Source organism: Candidatus Babeliales bacterium, from assembly GCA_035455925.1.
GTDB lineage: Bacteria > Babelota > Babeliae > Babelales > Vermiphilaceae > SOIL31.
The window spans coordinates 1-19120 of record DATIEE010000031.1 but is presented as its reverse complement, the minus strand read 5'-3'; the positions used below and the strand labels follow the sequence as shown (position 1 = coordinate 19120).

Sequence of the window (19120 nt, the reverse complement as noted above, 5' to 3'; positions counted from 1 at the left end):
TTTAAAAAAGCCTATTGATCATCGTAATAATCAATAGGCTTTTTTTAGTCATTTATATTTTGGATCAAACAATCCCGGCAATATTTCATATGTTGACGCAGATGGCTTAGGAACATTTAATATTTCAGCAAGTGTATTAGCTAATTGCAAAGGAGCAACACGTTCACGTACAAAGCATCGTTCAAATTTTCCTGGATGAAAAATAATTAATGGTACATTTGTATCATAATTATAAGGTGTTTTATGTGATGCTCCATTAGGCCAATGGGTAATAACAGTATAAGGATATGTTTGAATAATAATGGAACCAGAACGTCCTTTAAAGAGTTGTTTTTTAATATTGTCCTCTAACGTATTTAGTTGTGTAGGTAGATGTGATAATTCATCAGATGACCATACATTTTTTATTCCATCTTGTTGTAATAGATATAACTTTATATCACTAATTATATTACTATGTTGTTCTGGTTTTAGCGTTTCTGTTTCAGATGAATTTAATAATAATTCTTGTCCTTTATAACAGACGACAAGGTTTTTAATTGAATATTTTTTCTCAATTAAATCATTAATATTTTTAATCAATTCTATACGTTCTATTCGATGTGCTTGCGTTAATCCTTGTTCATGCAAGAGTTCAGGAATTGGCATAATTCCGTGGTCAGCAGTAAGAGCAAATACTATTTCATGTTTACCAATTATTCTTAGTGTTTGACGCATAAAACGTTGTAATTGTTTATCAAGATGATATATCATATCAATTGTTTCCATACTGTTAGGACCATATTTATGACCAATCTTATCCAAAGGACTTAAGCATACCCATAAAAGCAATCTGTCTCTATGCTTTCTACCTACATGAGTTTTAATACAAGATTGTGCGCAATCGAGAATGTATTGATTGGCTTGAGGAGTTTTTTCAAATAAATGATAAGGTTCTTGAGGATTTGATGTATCAGGTACTCGTAGTTTTGTATTTAACATAGTTTTTTTTGTACGAGTGTAATTATAGTTATTAATATTAAAAAAATTATATGAGTAAGGGCTTTTCTTATACATTGGTTGCCACGTTATGGAACCAAGTTTATTGATATTATTATTAAGATTAAATTCTTGTAGCCATGCAGGTAAGGTATCAAAGTAAGCTTTGCTTGACGTAAATAAACCTGTTTGAGGATCAATCCATAACGGTTTTCCAAGTTTGCTTGCAGTAGCAATTGCTGATCTACTTTTTCCAGAAATACTATATGCGGTAAAAGTGCTTCGTGGTTTTGATTGCAATACGCATTGATCCGACAATCCATCAACCATTAACATATGAGCTGATTTACCATAATCATAGGTAGTGTCATCCGTAGGATTAATAACATGCGTATTATCTGCGATATCATCATCGCATGCGATTTTTTTTCCATTTTCATACCATGAATTACTAACAAATCCATGATCCTTTGCGCAGGTTCCTGTATTGAGACCGGCATGCCCAGTTGCTGTTCCGGGTTGGCCATGTGGCATATACGCGTTTGTATAAACCACACCATTTTCCATTAAATATTTAAGTCCATATTTAAAATGAGGCATTAATTTATTAAAATAGGAATAGGCACATTGATCTACAACTAAAATAACGGTTAATCGGGGTGGGTTATTATTATAAGCATAATTTGGGATATTCATAAAAAAAGTACTAATATATAAAATTTTTAATGTATATGAAGAATACTTTTTCATGCTTTCTCCTAATTTTCTCATAAGAAAAAATAATTTTTATTTTTTTGATAAATTCAACTTAGCATATTTTTAATTAATAAAAAAAGATATTTATATTTTTTAACGTAATACTAGCGAGATTATTTCTTGTACGATAGGATATAATATATAGATAAGGAGTATATTTGTGTTTTTAGATTCCGTAGGTATTATTTTAAGAAAAAATAATTTATCACGCTATAAAATAGTTATTTTAGATAAGATTCAAGGAAAGATTGAATGTGTAACTTTGATAAATTCTTTATCGCCGGGAGCGCTTATTGCTTATAATATACGGGAAAAAAATGTAACTAATTTTATTAGTGATAGTGAACTTTTATATCTTCCTCTTTCATTGGCACAGACTGATATGCTTTTTTTTCATCACGTACTTGAATTGGTCTATTATTTTACTGAGATTGGTTCCTGTTCAAATGAAGTATTTGATATTCTTGCTTTTCTGTATTCAACTTTTTTATCAGCGATGACTATACAATCAAAGAAATTATTTTTATTAAAATTGCTTACTAGCACGGGTAGTATACCAGAACTAAATACACATTATTCACACTATATTATGCATCTTTCTACAATCGATATTAAACAACTTGTCACAATGACGATTGATATATCATATGAAAAAGAGTTGGATAAATGGTTATGGTGTTGCGTTCAGCAACATCCTTATGCTAATGAATTTAAGACAGTTCATTTTTTAGCACAAAACAGGACATTATGAAAACAATACGGAACACACTTTTTATGGTATTTTTTTGTACCAGCATGATTAAAGGCGGAGATTTTTTAAAACAATTTGTTAAAAGTGATACTAATCAAAAATTTTTTCTTGGTATTGTTGAAGAAAAACAGAAATCTTTACATGAATTAAAAAAAGAACAAGATGAGATGACTGTCTTTGCTAAGACGCTTAATGAAAAAATCGTACGGCAAATGAACGATATTACAGCATTGCTTATAACGACTGAAAAAGAATTACAAAAAAATCCCGATGATGATTTTTTAATAAAACAGCAGATTATATTAAAAGAAACAGAACAAGTTCTGAAAGATATACAGCGAACAGTAGAAGATAATAACTCTCTTCTTGTTGAAATTATTTTACTATTACAATCTTTTATAGATGATCCTTATTTCGAATTGTTTAAGAAAAAAAATAAACTGAATGAACGACTTTATTATTCTTTTGATGATCTTCAATCATTGCATGATCATATCTTAGATTATGAACAACGCATTACACAATTAAGCGATCAAGAAAAAAGCCTACGCGTTGAAAAAGAAGGCAGAAAAAGGGCGATGATAATATTGCAAGAAGAATATGATAAACGCCAACAGGATATTAAATTATTCATGGAAGCTGTTGCAATAAACAGCACTTTAATGACAAATTCTGAATCCGAAAAAGAAATTATCAAAATAGAAGATCATTTTTATAAATATAAAAAACAACTTGCTGATTTACGATTAAAAGAAATTACTTACCAAATTAAATTAATAGAAAATCAGTTGTTCTTGGCAAAATCCTATTTTGATCTTTTTAAAAAACAACTACGTATCGTTAAATCAGCTATTCACGTAAGTGAAGCTGATGTAACTCTTGCTGAAGAAGACTTAGCAAAAGAACAGAAATTATATTTTACCCATAAGGACACACTGCGCAATGAGCGCGAGAAGATTATTACCATTCAAAAAAATAAAGAAAAAGAGCTTAACTCGCTCAGTAAGCAGATTGCTATACCATTAGGAAGTGAAATTGATGAATGGAGCAAAAAGCCAAAACAAACATCAAATTCTTATGTCGATCTTGTTCATATTGGTACATTAAATGCGGAAGCTATTGTTTACACTAAAGAAAAAGATTTATTAGATGCACATCTAGCGTTTGAAGAAGAAAAATTTAATTATAAAAAAATAAAAACTGAGGCAAAAAAAACATATCATAAAATTTTAACACAAGGTTTTCTAACAGAAGAAGAAATTGCTAAAGAGAGAACAGAATACGAGACAAAAAAGAAAATTGCCGAAGAAAATAGTAAATTATATCAAACTAAAATTAATGCCGTTGCTGTTTCTTTAAATCAGTTAAAAAAGATTTTTGATAGAATAAATAGTTTTCGTGAAGATGCTGAAAAACAAAATGAACTAATATTTAAGAATAAAGCTAAAGAATATAATCAATTTATTAACTATCTTATACGTGCTGATAGAGCTTTGAAAAAACAGATTGATATTCTTGGAAAATTAACAGGAGTTTATTCGGGAATAGTGTCTGAAATTAGTAGCACAGTTAGGTTAATAGATTTTATTAGTACTGAGCTTCAAGCAAGCACAATTTGGTATCGACCTGCATACGCAATAACGCTTGATGGTGTAAAAAATATTATTTCTGATACAAAATCATTCTTTAATGATATACGCATTTACATAGCTAAGTTTAATAGAAAAGTTTTTTTTATTAACCTTTATGAAGGTTTCTCTCGACCTCTTACTATTTTATTTGTTGTATTAATTCTTTGTATAATGATTACTATGCTCTATTATATTAAGAAATATCATGTGCTATTCCTTGATGTTTTACTTACTCGAGGCGTAAGTCATGGCGCGCTGATACATATGATTGGTTTTATTTTAGGTACCCTAATAACATTTTTTTGCTTATTCAGTTATCATATTGTTATATGGGTAGGATTATGGTTATTTTGTGCGGCTATTCCTGATAATTATTTTTTTATACTTTTCTATCTTTTTTCTGTTCCGTATCTTTTATATTTATTTCATCGTTATATAAAAATGCTCATGCAGATGAATGGTCAATATGGTTATCCTTTACTTTCTCAAGATTTTCAACGTCGATTTGAACTTGTTTTTTCTATACTAGTATATCTTACCATTATAGTTTTTTTCTTTCGTCAAGCTTTTATGCTGTCACCAGTTCATGTGCGATCAGAGCTATCTAATATTTTACTTGCCATTCATTTTATTATACTACAAATCTCATTAATTTTTTTAATCACCAAAGAGCAGATAATGGGTATCATTCCTTCCTATTCTGATTTTTGGCGTAGGATTCATGGGCATGTTGATCATTATTATTATCTAATTCTGTTATTTGTTGTTGCAACTATTATTATGAGTAATCCCTATGTTGGCTTTGGTAGATTAGTCCTTTATTTACTTTCCGGTTCTATTTATATGATATTTTTAGTCAAAATATTATCATTACTCCATAACTTTGTAAAAAAAATAACATCATTACTTTTTTTTATTCAAGAAGATACAATTATTCGAGAGCGCTTTTCATATGCCAAAACATGTTTTGGGTTAGTTATTATTGCATCATTTGTTATTCTTGGATTTATTGGATTTATTGGAACAGCAAAAATATGGGGCTTTGATGTTGCCATTACTGATTTTAAAAAATGGTTACAAGTTCCATTATTACTTGAAGGAACCATACAGCCAATTACCACACTATCAATATTGAAAATTATTGCGTTTGTTTTGAGTGGTTTTATTGTTGCTTATGCATTAAAACAATACGTCCTTGCTCGTATATTTGATTTACTTCTTGTTGAGTCCGGTGTTCAACACACCGTTACAAGCATTATTCAATATATTGTTATTATCATCGCAACTTTTTTTGCTTTCAATGGTGTTGGTCTTGGTTCGCTCATTGGAAATGTGTTTATTGCACTAGCATTAAGTATTGGTTTGTATATTAAAGACCCTATCAGTGATTTTATTTCCTATTTTATTATTTTAGTACAGCGTCCTATTAAAATTGGTGACTATGTACAAATTGATGCCGATACGATGGGTATTGTACGCAAAATAACACCGCGTTCAGTTATCTTACGCAGAAAAAATAGTACGACAATTATTGTACCCAACTCATATGTCGTGAGTAAGTCAATTGAAAACTGGAACTATGTACGTAATTTTATTGCGATCAATGATATTACTTTGTTTGTTTATTTTAAAGAGGATCCTTATAGGATAAAATCAATATTGCATGCGGCAATTGAAGAACATGTTAATGTTCTTAAAAATCCACGTTCGATTGTGCGTTTAACAAATTTTACTGAATATGGATATGAATTTATGGTACGGTGTTTCATAAGTTCAGCGTATACACTTGAAATGTGGGATGTAGCAAGCGATATACGTTTACTTATTGCAAAAGCATTTAAAGAAAATAGCATTGATTTTGCAATACCCATGTATAAAGTTGATGAATTTGGTCATTATTTTGAAACCAAATTATCTAAAGAAAATAATACATCTCTACATCATTCAACAGATGGTGATAAAATAAGAAAGGAATAGTTTACTATTCCTTTCTATGATGCTTTGGCGGTTCATTTAATATTTTTGTAAGTTTCGGATATAAACCCATTTTTATAGATCCAATCGCGATAAGAAAGATCGCAAAGAGTATAACAATTGTTGTAATTCCTTGCGAAATAATACCGAGTGCATAAAGCAACATTATTATTCCTGTTATGCAGTATAATAATCCTTGATATATTGGTGCTATATGTTGGAAGATTGTAAACATTTGTAACTCCTTTTTTTTATTTTTATATCCTGATCATATATTTTTATGTCTGCAAGAGTCAAGTGAACCTAAGAAAAAATTATATATAACGTAGAATATACCCTTTATAATAATATAAACCGTATATAAGCCCTACAAAAATTGAAGCAAAACTACCATACCTGAATAGTTTCACAAGGTAATTTGATTGTTGTTTTGGTGCACAAGCAGGATCTATGCTCGCTTGTATAATTTTTATATTTTCACCTTCAACAGGCAGTAATTTTGGATTACCATAAGGGGTCAGTTGAAGCCTGAATGTGGATGAATACCACACGCCACTAGTTATGAGCATTTTTATTGTGTTATTATTTTCATCCTTTACTTCAACAATAAATTGATTATTCTTTGCTAATTTCCTTTTTGCTTTTTCTTGATCAATAGCATAAAGAAGATACCAACAATCACCTTTATTATCATATATCATTGGCTTCGATTTATCTACCCAGTTTAATTCGCAATCATGATAGCCTGTATCAAAACCAGATAATATTGTGCTATTCTGTTCTTGATTCTTCTGTGGTAGAAATTGTATGAGTCCATAATTTGTCTGTTGAAAAATAAAATTATTAGCCACGTATACTATATATTTGCTTGCATTTGATGTAATTGATTGTGTTGCATTTTCTATTATAAAATATAATAATTGGGGAATTTTGGTTTCCGCTTCATTGTTATTAAGGTTAAATAGTGATTTGATAGCTTGATAGGTAACCATAGTATTATCAAGAGTAATTTTTTCTTCGCTATTGGGCATCTGGATGACAATATTAGAGGAGGGAATGTCTGTAAGTGTTATTGTACAATCGTCATGCATTTTTAATTCAGTATTGGAACATGTTACTGGATATCTAAATTGTGTAAATCTTGATGATGTATTGCAGTTGTATATGCTCCCAATACATTCCAATGGTGTTTGTAAAGAATTAGGATTGTTGTAACTTGTCATTGAGACAATAGTATTAAATAATAAGGGATCTATTTCGGTATGATTTTTATATGTTATCCCTTGAAGAGATTTTCTTACAAGAGGATTCATTATAACCGCCACTAATTTTGATGTCTGTTCTTGATTATTCATTGCTAAATTAGTAGTAATGATGCAACATAATTTTAACAGAAATACACTGATAAGCATCTTATTGTACATGAAAACCTCTTTATTAGTAACTTCATCTTACGCATTAGTTTACAAAAATTATTAGATAGGTTAAAGTTTTATTTGTAAAAATGAAGCAATGAACGGCCTATTACTAATCGCTGTATAATTTTTTCAACAATTTTTTTATAACTGATTAAATATGCAGATAAAATATTTTTTTTTATTGTTTATTTTTGCAATGATATTTGGGTTACCAGTTAGTGAAAAACATAATCAGCGTATTATCGTGCTTGATCCTTTTGGGGATGTCAGGCATACGGGAAGGTGTATAGGCGATGGTTTTGAGCGAGGATTAACTTTACAATGTGCTGAAAAAATAAAATCACTTATTGAAAAACGTGATCCATATACTACCGTTATTATTACACGTATGCCAGGTGATACTGTATACGAACTCCAAAATGCAACTCTTGCTAATCGTAATAATGTAGATTTATTTATTAATCTTAATTTTTATTATACCGAAGATGCTAAGCCAACAATTTATATATATCAATTTTCTTATGGTAATGATTTTATGCGTTGCCAACAGGGATTGATAGTGCATAGTTATGATCAAGCTTATAGGATTAATAAAGATACAACTGATATGATAACTCAATTATTCGTAAAAGAATTAGCTGATCAGAAATATCAAACATTATTCGTTATCAAAGGATCTTTCAGTTTACCAATAAAGCCGCTTATTGGTGTTGTTGCACCAAGTATCACGTTGGATTTAGGGGTTAAAGGTAAAGAATTATGGCACGATTACTGTGAGCCACTCGTGAACGCTATTTTTGTAGCGTTGAATCACTGCGAAGGAAATAATTGAATATCTCGGTGCGTTGTTATCTTTATTTATCTTTAAGTTCGTTTTTATTCGCATTCTTATTTTTTGCTATATATAATGGATGGATATTTTTTTGTTTTGCGTGGCCTACTAGAACAGTGTCGATGACATCAGCGGTAATACAAAAAAAACGAGTAATTCATTATTTTTTTCATAGCAATAAGTGGAAAACAGAAAAACAAGAAATTTTGTGGACAGAGAGTGTTGAGAAAAATATTATTCAATTAATTAACGGGTGGCTTGCGTTACTAAATGAAGAAAATATTATAGCAAAAAAAATAACATTGCAATCTGTTTTGTTGTCATCTGCAGGTGATGTATATCTTTCATTTAATCACAATATATTGTGCAAAAAAGATACAATTTTTAAAAAATGGATGTTGATTGAAGGTCTACTTAAGACAATGATCAATAATGATATTAATGTTCAACGGATACAATTCTTAGTTCAACATAAATTTTTGTATGATGTACATCTTGATTTTTCATCGCCATGGCCAATTCATGGATTTATACAATAATTTAGCAATATATATGGTAATTGTTTTTTTAGGTTGTTGCTTGTTAATCACTTTTTCGAAAAAAATGTGAAACAAAAAAATAGCTGATCAAAAAATTGATGCTATCAAGAAAAAAACCGATGGTACTGTTTGGCTGGGGCGGAAGGATTCGAACCTCCGATCATAGGACCAAAACCTATTGCCTTACCACTTGGCCACGCCCCAAAAAAATATATAAATATTTCAATTATTCTTCATCAACAGATACATGACTATCACCTAAATCCATAACACTTTTATATTCTCGAACAACACGCTCTTCAATCATACTACGTGTTTCAGGGTTTAGAGGGTGAACAACATCGCGAAATGTCCCATCTTTACGTTTGCGTGATGGCATTGAGACAAACAAACCTTTAACACCTTCAATGACCTTGAGATCTCGAATTATAAATGCATTATCAAAAACGATGGTCGCATACGCTTTCAATTTTTCACCATCCGTTACCGGAAATACTTTTACTTCCGTGATTTCCATTGTTGTAATCCTTAAGGATAAATGTCGTTTTTTTTGCTTCTTTACTGCTCGTATTTTAATGTATACCATTACATATTTTTGTCAAACAAAATATGTAATGGTATACATTTTTCATAATTATTATCCAATAAATCGTGCAACTCTCAATTTTGCTGAGCGTGATGATGGATTTTTAGTGACTTCTTCTACTGTTGGCACAACAACACGCTTAGTAAGTATTTCTAATTTTCCTTCTTCAGCTTTTTCTTTAAAAAATTGTTTTACAATTCGATCTTCTAAGGAATGAAATGAAATACATAATAACAAGCCTTGAGGTTTCAAAACCTGTAACGCGCCAGATAAAAAACCGACAATATTATTTATTTCATGATTAACATAAATACGTAATGCCTGAAAAACTTTTGTTGCCGGATGAATTTTTGATGATCTTCCTTGACGAGGAATCACTTTCTCAATCAACATTGCTAATTCTCTTGTTGTACGAATTTCTTTTTTTTGACGAGCTTCAATAATTGCAGCTACTATTTTTTTTGCATGCACTTCTTGTCCAAGTTGCCAAAAAATTTCACATAATTTTTTCTCAGAAGATCTATTAATAACCTGTTCGGCTGTTATCTGTTGGTGAGCAGGTGACATTCTCATATCAAGTTCAGAATCTCTATAAAACGAAAAACCTGCTCGTTCTTTTATGTGCATTTGTGATGTGCCAAAGTCAGCGAGAATACCATCAACTTTTCCTACTTTCGCTTTTTGCAACAAACGATATAAATTAGCGAAATTACCCCATATCATATGCAATCGATTATGGTATATTTGTTCTAGAGGTGGAGCATATGTCTCAATTGATATTGCATCCCAATCAATTGCTACAACTTTGCATTCCGATTGTTTATCTAGGATAGCTTTGGTATGGCCACCAGAGCCAAATGTAGCATCACAATATAACTTACCGGGTTGAGGATCAAGATAATGGAGCACCTCGTCTACCAAAACGGTTTTATGAAAAAACGATACTAAATTTTCTTGATTAAATATGTCCATTTACAAACTAACTATAATTGTGATGATTGAATATCACTTTTTGTTGTTAAAATTGATACTAAATTTTCAAGGCCAATTGCACGTGATGCTTTAACCAAAATTGCTGGTTTTGTATTGAGTTCATTTTCAATTCGATGAACAGCATCTTGCCATGATTCAACTACTTCAATGCGTAAACCAACTGGAGCTGTTTTTTTAATCCAAGAAACTAGATTCCCAACTAAAATTACTTTATTTAATGATGGAACTTTACGCAAAAAACGCCCTACTTGACGATGCCAAAAAGGGCTATTAACACCTAAGCCAAGCATATCACCCAAAATAGCGATTTTTGGTGATTTTGTTTCTATCTGTTGAAACGCCAATAATGCAGCTTTCATACTTTCTGGATTTGCATTATAACAATCATTAATCAATATGCCTCGATTACCATTAACCAAACGTTCTTCAAAGCGTCCTTCAATTATACATGGCTTTTGTACAGCCTTAATGATAATTTCATCAGATATCCCCAGCCAATGAGCTGCAGCAGTCGCAGCAAGAACATTAAACACCGCACCAACATGAGGATTATCAAGTACTATGGAATATTTTTTTTTATATATTTTTAAGACAAAATTAATGTGAGATCCAGAAACTCTTATTTTTCTTGCTTGAATTTGATTTGTTGTTTTTGATCCAAATTTAATAACAGGGTGTTGATAAGAAACATGAGCAAGAATTTGTTGGTCACCATTAATTATTCCAATATTATTTTCAATAAAATACTTAAAAACATCTCGTTTTTCAAGTGCAATATCATTGAGTGAGCCCAGGCCATCCATATGCTGATGTCCAATATTGGTAATCATTGCTGATGTTGGACGTAATAAACAAGCAAGATCAGCCATTTCGCTGCGCTTACTAATACCTAGTTCGAAAATGGTTAATTCATGATCTATTTTCATACGAAGTATATTAAGAGCAAGGCCGATTTTAGTATTTTGATTACCATGAGAAACAAAATATTTTTTGTTAGCATGTAACATAATTTGAGAAAGAATTTCTTTTGTCGATGTTTTGCCTACCGATCCTGTAATAGCAATAACTGGATAATTAAATTGCAAACGCCATGCTGCTGCGAGTTGAAAAAGTGCCTCAAGCGGATCTTTAACTAAAAGAACTAACTTAGTTTCTAAATTTTTTATTTCATTAAGAATATCTTTTTTTGATTCTGCAATAATAAGACCTACAGCACCATTTTGAAGTGCCTGAGCGACAAATTCATGTCCATCATGCTCAGCACCTTTAAGTGCAATAAAAATATCTCCTGCCTTTACCTCACGCGAATCAATAGAAAAAGTTGCATTATCTGGAAAATTTCCGAATGCAATCGATAGTTGAGGTAATGTTTTTGTTATAAAAGACTTGTCAAATCGCATTGATGATCTCCGTTGGAAATAAAAAACTACTACTACATCCGGCTACATAAAAAACACAAATAAACTAATTATTGTACGTCTGTACAATGGCATTAAGATCTCTTTTTTTTTAACAGTTGTCAAGTTAAGACAAGATAAAGTAACGAGATAATACGTTAACGAATTACTTTTCTCATTTTACCATCATTTTGTGGCATTATTAAACCTTGTGATTCAAGCAAACCAATAATGCGAGCTGATCTATTATAACCAATATGAAATTTTCTTTGTAATAAAGAAATAGAAATTTCATCAATTTCTTTTAAAAAAACTTTAATATCTTCATACAATGCATCATTAATTTCTAATGAATCTTGTTTGTGTAATGATACAATGCTATTCATATCTAAATAAGTAACCTTTTGTTGCTGATGTATATGATTAACAACTTGCTCAATTTCTTTGTCAGAAACATAAGCACCATGAACACGTTTTAATTGTGATGTTGTAGCATCAAGAAAAAGCATATCTCCTTTGCCTAATAAACGATCTGCTCCCATTGTATCTAAAATAGTACGCGAATCAATACGAGATGTAACTCTAAATGATATTCTACTTGGAAAATTAGCTTTAATTAATCCCGTAATAACATCAACAGAGGGTCGTTGCGTTGCAACAATCATATGAATCCCTGCAGCACGAGCCATTTGTGTGATTCGTGTAATAAGACTTTCGACATCACGGCCTGCGGTGATCATTAAATCTGCTAATTCATCAATCATAACAACAATAAATGGTAGTGCGTTTTTTTCGTTTTTGTGTTGATCGCTATCATATTTTTTTGAAGAAGTTTTAAAAGCGGATATAATTTTATTATTATAATCAGTAATATTACGCGCTCCATGTTGCGCCATTTTTTCATAACGTTCCTCCATTTCTTGTACGACCCATCGTAATACTAAAGTTGCATTAATAGGACTTGTAACAACAGGGAATAATAAATGGGCAATGTCAGTAAATGCTGCAAATTCTAATCGTTTAGGGTCAATTAAAATAAGTTTTAATTTATCAGGGCTTAATTTACATAATAAGCTTATTAAAATAGCATTAAGAGCAACTGATTTTCCTGAGCCTGTTGAGCCTGCAATAAGTAAATGTGGCATTTTAGCTAGATCTACAACAACTACACTTCCAATAGTATCTTTGCCTAAGACAAGCGGTAAATCACCAGAAAATTGTGTATATATAGCTTGAGTAGCAACCTGTGAAAATAATACATCATGGCGAAGGGTATTAGAAACCTCAAAGCCTACAACTGATCGTCCTGGTATCGGAGCAATAATACGAATACTTAATGCTTGTAGGGCCATAGCAAGATCATCTTCTAATACAATAATTTTACTTAATTTAGTATTAGCGTCTGGTTGATATTCGAACAAAGTTACTACGGGACCTTGCTTAATAGCAACGATTTCTCCATTAATACCAAAGCGTTTAAGTTTATCTTGTAAAATATATGCACGTTGGCGTAATTCATTTTCATCATCATTATTATCAATGGCATACTTTTCAGCGATAAAAATATTCATATATGGTAACGTGTAATGCAGAACCGGCTTAATAATAGTTGACATGGAATTATTTTGAACATTCTTACAATCTGTTACGCAAGCAGTATACTTATTGTGAACATTAAGTATTTTTTGTATATACCCTTTATTAGATTTTGTTACTATAACATAAGAAATTATACTATTAATTTTATGTTCACCAGATTTAGGGAATAATGGCATAGTAAAAAAATGTAAATTTTGATATTTTTGTGCAGTAACATGTTGTATCTGTTCATAACCATCTTCAGGACACAATAACCCTGTTCCATAGAATGTTGTTTCATCAAAAAGCGATGTAACAAAATGAGACACTAATAATGGAAAACGAATTAAAACAAAATATAAAAAGGATGCAACAGTGTCAGCTATAGTACTTATTACATGATATTTTTTCATCAGTAAATAAACTGTTGTTATACTTGATATGCTGAATTGTACAGCGTACATAAACGACCAACGAAATAGTAAAATTAAGATGGCACCTAAGCTACTGTATAAAAAAAATATACATCCAATATTATCAAAATAATACACAAGTTTTTGTGTAAATAATAATCCCATTCTTCCACCAGGGTAAGGACTCCATAAAAAATCAATTTCATATACGGTAAGTAATGCTGCTCCCACAAAAGGTAAATAAAGAGCAGCGCATAGCCTTTCCCATTCTGATCTAAATGATCGTTTAATAAAAAAAATAAATCCTCCGTATAATAATGGAATTACTAATAAAAATGATGCTCCGCCAAATAAATAAAATAAAACGGCTGCAATTTGAGCACCAATAAAACCACAATAATTGGTAGCGTTATGCGGATTACTTGAAACATAAAAAAAAGAATTATCGGTAGCATTATATGAAAGAAGAGAAATAAGAAAAAAAATAATACTACTTATATAAAAAGTTATACTAAAATAATATAAAGTTTTATTGTTTTCATAAAAAAATATATTCATACAAAACTCCTACAAAATTTTTATATCAATTTTAAATCTCGTAATCATTCTAAAACATTCACTCCATGATGAAATATAAAATAATTTAATAAAACAACCTAGTACCAGAAGCATTTTAGTCTGTTCAATAAACGTAAAAGTCCTTCCACAGCATAGTTGCTTATAATTTTCTTTACAATTTAGATCTGGCAATACTATATTGTACAGAGATATAAAAATATGCTTGAATAAAAAATAAATAACATCATTCAAGGAAAGGAGAGATTACACAGAAAAAAATAGTACATGTTACACTATTTCACATATCTCTATATAAAAAAGGTCTCTGTGAAATTAATTTATCAGATATATCTAGATTGAGTAAAAGGAGTTAGATTATGAAACAATACTCAAAAAAATTGTTTTCATTGGTTGTGCTTTACAGCGCAATAACAAATAATATCATGCTACAAGCTGACAATGATAATGGCAATCATGTTGTGCCATTTTTACAATGGCGATCACAAGGTAGAGATACAGCACGCAAATTATATGGCACAACTAGCTATGCTGTTTATCAAGGTGACATAGAAGGTACCTATGGCACATTTAATGCTACCGTACAATATGATCAATCATTCAGAGGCAAAAATCTTGCTCACTGCCTATTTGGAAATAGCTTAACATCTAATACCACAACACCGACAACTAATTTAAATAGATGTGATAATGATTGCGACGATAGTAGCATCTTAACAATTTCTGGTTTAAATCAACCAACCGGAACAACACGCGCAGCTACAGAATGGATGGCAGAAAACTTCTATCTCGCTCGTGATTTCAAAAGTACTATAAGCTTCAGGCCAAAAGTTCAAGATGTAGTCGTTGACTTCAACTTGTTTGTTGGATTTGATAGATGGTGTACTGGTCTATACTTTAGATTATACGGACCAGTTGTTTGGAACAGAGCTAGTTTGCATGCAGAAGAAACTGTGATCAATAAAGGAACTGCAACAACTGGATTTGATCCTGCTACAGGAAACGTAACTGCTATTGGTGGTGGCTATACAGAAGGATACTTCGACCCTAATACTGCCGTACAGCAACAATCATTATTCCAAAATGCACTTAGCTTCTTTGGTGGATGTGAATTGCCAAAATACCCTCGACAAGAAGTTGTTGCTCAACCATTGATGTTTGCAAAATTCTCTGATTGCATTATCCCAGGAACAAATCCTTGTGATGATGATTGCGGATCATCAAGACAACATAAAACAGGATTTGCTGAGTTACGTGGTGAATTTGGTTGGAACTATATTCAAGAAAAATATCGTTTACTCTTGAATATTCAAGCTGCTGCACCAACAGGTACACGACCAAATGCTGAATTCTTGTTCCCTGCACAAATTGGTAATGGTAAACATTGGGAACTTGGTGTAGGAGTTGGTGGTAGTTGGACAATGTGGAACAGTGAAGATGGTGATAAATCATTCAGCTTTATTGTTGAAGCTGATGTAACTCACTTGTTCAAAGCAAAACAAAAACGTACTTTTGATCTTAAAGGCAAACCAAACAGCCGTTATATGCTTGCGGAGCAATTAATAACTACTTCTCCTGCAAATCTACAATTAGTTCCTAACACACCACAATTTAATGTTCAAGAAGGTCAATCTGGTATATATTCTCCTGTTGCAAACTTTAGCACCCGTGATGTTAAAGTAAGTATTGGCGCACAAGGTGACGTTGTTGCAATGTTTAATTATACTTTCCGTGGTTTCTCATGGGACCTTGGCTACAACTTCTGGGGCATGTCAGCATCAAAAATTAGCCTTTCTGATGACTGTGATGACTCTTGTGGCGTAGTTCCATTCCCAGCAAACACATGGGCACTTAAAGGTGATGCAAGTATAGCTGGTTACACTGCTGATGGAACTGTTTTCTTTGGTCTTGGAGCAACGGAAAGTAAAGCAACTATCTTCACTGGTACCAATGTAGGAACAACAACCCCATTAGCAAACACTGGTATAGATAATGCAGCATTAGCTGTAGGCGCACCTATTCCGCCAGCGACTACAAACACTGATTTATTTGTTTTTGGTGGTACAGTAACAACACCATCAACCACACGTATAAACACTTCAGTTCAACCTATATTCATATCAGCAACTGATTTTGATATAGAAGGGGCTGAACAACGCGGAATATCACATAAAGTATTTACTCATTTCAGCTATACATGGACAGATCGTGATAGATGGGTTCCTTATGTAGGTGCTGGTTTCAGTGCTGAATTTGGCAGTCATAGTGGCAGTGATGATGACTGTCCAACAACAACGGTAACAACTACAAACAATTGTCCAAGCTCTGCAAGTTGTGCATTATCTAAGTGGGCTGTTGAAGTTAAAGGTGGTATATCCTTCCATTAATAATGATATAAATCATTGTTATAATGTTGGGTAAATCTTACCGAGCAAAGCAAACAAAAACGAATACTCAAAAAGGCTTAGCATATGCTAAGCCTTTTTGCTTATGGAATAAATTAAATAATTTAAATTATATATTAGAAGTTTGCATTATACTCAAGATAAACACTTTCTCTTTCATCATAGACTTTTTCAATAAAACCTAATTCTCTATAAATTTTTCTTGCAGGGATATTATTAATAAGAACCCAAAGACCAACTGATTTCGCCCCCATGTATTTTAGTTCTTTAAGGGCATATTGCATTAACTTATATCCATATCGTTTACCTCTAAAATTATGATCTACAGCTAAAAAAAGCACGATGCCTTCTTCTGGTGTTTTCATATAATAAGCAGTAAAAGCAGCCAGTTTATTTTTTTCACGAATTACCTTAATTACTAATATTCCAAAATGCTTTTCATCATTATCTGGGGTGCGGTTTTGCATCATAAATTCAGGCGAATAATCAACATCCTCAACAAGTGCATGCCAATTATTTTTAAAGATATTTAAAATTGGTTCCGTATCACACAAAGGATTAAACTCACAAATACACGCATGCAAGCCAATATCTATTGCATGATTCTGTAAAAATTTTGAATAATAGTACATCCCAAAACTAACACAAACAATACATACAAAACTCATCAAAAAGATAATTTTTTTTATATAACTTGCTATCATAAATAGTTCCTATTTTTTTATTAATTAATATTTTTACTACACTATCTTTTTGCTATAAATTTTATAATTTTAAATCTTTACAAAATATTTTAGAATACATTGAATTGAGGCTTCCCCTCTTTACAAATACGATAAAGTCATACTATATTAGGCCATAAGAAATAAATATGTTATTTACATAGGGAGTTGAAAAGTATGAAAAAATCATCACAAAAAATATTGTTAGTAGCACTATGTGCACATATAAGTGTACTACATGCAAATGACTCTGAGGAGTCATTTCGGGTAGCGCCGTTCGTGCAATGGCGTTCAGAGGGCCGTGATACTGCACGCAAGTTAGTTGGTACAACAAGTCATCATGTTTATTTACATGATATGGAATCATTCTATGGTACATTTAATGTAACGCCACAATACGATCAAACATTTAGAGCAGATCAATTAACCGAATGCTACTTTGGGTCAAGTTTAATAAATGAAAATAAACTTTCCATCACGGGCACTCAAGCTACTCCAATAAATATCAAAAAAGATTGGATGGCAGAAAATTTTTATTTACCACGAGATTTTAAAAGTACCATTTCATTTGCGCCAAAAGTGCAAAACTTCTTAGTAGATTTTAATCTTTACGTGGGCCTCGATGAATGGCTTAAAGGACTTTACTTTAGGATATATGGTCCCGTTGTTAATAATAGAGTTGACTTTAATGCATGTGAACTTGTAGAACAATCAGGAACTATAGGCTATGCACCAGGTTTTTTTAGTCAAAATGCAATTCCTGCTAACACATTATTATCAACAGCTCTTTCATTTTTCAATGGTAATACAACTCTTACTGTTCCTGGTATTACCGCAGATCCTTTATTAAAAGCAAAAATTGCTACTGAAAAAAAAAGTACTACCGGATTTGCTGAATTGCGAGGTGAATTAGGATGGAATTATCTTGATGAAGATTATCATTTTGGATTTAATATCCAAGCTGCTGCCCCTACCGGCAAGCGCCCTCATGGTGAGTTTATTTTTGAAACACAGGTAGGCAATGGAAAACACTGGGAACTTGGTGTAGGATTTAGTGCACACTGGACAATGTGGCGTAGCGAAGACGATGAAAGACATCTTGATTTTGTCTTTGAAGCTGATGTAACTCATCTATTTAATGCAACACAAACTCGTACATTTGATCTAATTGGTAAACCAAATAGTCGTTATATGCTTGCTTCAAAAATGAACCTTAAACCTACTACTAACCTTTTTGGTAATACTGAAAGTGGAGGATTAGGTGGAACTGTTACCGCGGCAGCATCACAATTTAATGCCGAATACTCTCCTGTGGCAAACTTTAGCACACGTAACGTTAATGTTAGTATTGGTGTACAAGGGGATGTTGTTGCAATGATTAATTATACTCATCATGGTTTTTCATGGGACATAGGCTATAACTATTGGGGCATGTCGCATGAACATATTGAATTACGCGATTGCAATAATGCTCCAGTGTTTCCTGCAAATACCTGGGCGCTAAAAGGTGATGCGCAAACATATGGCTTTATAGGTGATGGAACAAATACACCTGTTCCCTTGTCTGGTAC

At 31.8% G+C, this 19120-nt stretch carries 14 protein-coding genes and 1 tRNA gene; 6 read left to right on the top strand and 9 right to left on the bottom strand.

Translation table 11 applies throughout. The features are described 5' to 3' along the window. Window positions 1-48: 48 nt before the first annotated feature. A complete protein-coding gene (locus VLB80_04915) occupies window positions 49-1728 on the bottom strand; it encodes an alkaline phosphatase family protein (GenBank protein HSC25524.1) in 1680 nt (559 codons plus the stop codon). Between the two features lie 166 nt (window positions 1729-1894). Between VLB80_04915 and VLB80_04910 the strand changes: the two genes are divergently transcribed. Then, window positions 1895-2485 carry a hypothetical protein gene (locus tag VLB80_04910; protein HSC25523.1) on the top strand — a complete coding sequence of 197 codons (591 nt, stop codon included), beginning with the start codon at window positions 1895-1897 and terminating at the stop codon, window positions 2483-2485. After that, window positions 2482-6093, top strand: a complete 3612-nt coding sequence (locus VLB80_04905; GenBank protein HSC25522.1) for a mechanosensitive ion channel domain-containing protein — start codon at window positions 2482-2484, stop codon at window positions 6091-6093. Before VLB80_04910 ends, VLB80_04905 begins: the two co-directional genes overlap by 4 nt. Window positions 6094-6097: 4 nt before the next feature. On the opposite strand, the gene VLB80_04900 is transcribed toward VLB80_04905, so the two are convergent. Together VLB80_04900 and VLB80_04895 are read right to left on the bottom strand one after the other, a co-directional pair. After that, on the bottom strand, window positions 6098-6325 hold the full coding sequence (locus VLB80_04900; protein HSC25521.1) for a hypothetical protein: 228 nt from the start codon (window positions 6323-6325) through the stop codon (window positions 6098-6100). A 79-nt stretch (window positions 6326-6404) separates the two neighbouring features. Next, complete coding sequence (locus VLB80_04895; protein ID HSC25520.1) at window positions 6405-7514, bottom strand: hypothetical protein; 1110 nt, start codon at window positions 7512-7514, stop codon at window positions 6405-6407. A 151-nt stretch (window positions 7515-7665) separates the two neighbouring features. On the opposite strand from VLB80_04895, the gene VLB80_04890 reads away from it, so the two are divergent. Beyond that, window positions 7666-8340, top strand: coding sequence for a hypothetical protein (locus VLB80_04890; GenBank protein ID HSC25519.1), 675 nt, complete (start codon window positions 7666-7668; stop codon window positions 8338-8340). After that, window positions 8337-8879, top strand: a complete 543-nt coding sequence (locus VLB80_04885; GenBank protein HSC25518.1) for a hypothetical protein — start codon at window positions 8337-8339, stop codon at window positions 8877-8879. Before VLB80_04890 ends, VLB80_04885 begins: the two co-directional genes overlap by 4 nt. A 130-nt stretch (window positions 8880-9009) precedes the next feature. On the opposite strand, the gene VLB80_04880 is transcribed toward VLB80_04885, so the two are convergent. From VLB80_04880 to VLB80_04860, 5 genes are all read right to left on the bottom strand, one after another. Continuing rightward, window positions 9010-9083, bottom strand: a tRNA-Gln gene (locus VLB80_04880). A 22-nt stretch (window positions 9084-9105) separates the two neighbouring features. Beyond that, complete coding sequence (gene spoVG / locus VLB80_04875) at window positions 9106-9396, bottom strand: septation regulator SpoVG (protein ID HSC25517.1); 291 nt, start codon at window positions 9394-9396, stop codon at window positions 9106-9108. Between the two features lie 120 nt (window positions 9397-9516). Further along, on the bottom strand, window positions 9517-10437 hold the full coding sequence (rsmH, locus tag VLB80_04870; protein ID HSC25516.1) for a 16S rRNA (cytosine(1402)-N(4))-methyltransferase RsmH: 921 nt from the start codon (window positions 10435-10437) through the stop codon (window positions 9517-9519). 11 nt (window positions 10438-10448) lie between these two features. Next, entirely contained in the window at window positions 10449-11858 is a 1410-nt protein-coding gene (gene murF / locus VLB80_04865; protein HSC25515.1) for a UDP-N-acetylmuramoyl-tripeptide--D-alanyl-D-alanine ligase, read from the bottom strand. 155 nt (window positions 11859-12013) lie between these two features. Further along, a complete protein-coding gene (locus VLB80_04860; GenBank protein HSC25514.1) occupies window positions 12014-14404 on the bottom strand; it encodes a DNA translocase FtsK in 2391 nt (796 codons plus the stop codon). Between the two features lie 377 nt (window positions 14405-14781). Between VLB80_04860 and VLB80_04855 the strand changes: the two genes are divergently transcribed. After that, a complete protein-coding gene (locus VLB80_04855) occupies window positions 14782-16809 on the top strand; it encodes a hypothetical protein (GenBank protein ID HSC25513.1) in 2028 nt (675 codons plus the stop codon). 134 nt (window positions 16810-16943) lie between these two features. On the opposite strand, the gene VLB80_04850 is transcribed toward VLB80_04855, so the two are convergent. Then, window positions 16944-17531: a GNAT family N-acetyltransferase gene (locus VLB80_04850; protein HSC25512.1), complete on the bottom strand. Its 588-nt coding sequence runs from the start codon at window positions 17529-17531 to the stop codon at window positions 16944-16946. Window positions 17532-17726: 195 nt separating this feature from the next. Here VLB80_04850 and VLB80_04845 point away from each other — a divergent pair. Next, on the top strand, window positions 17727-19120 hold a 1394-nt coding region (locus VLB80_04845), incomplete at its 3' end, for a hypothetical protein (protein ID HSC25511.1).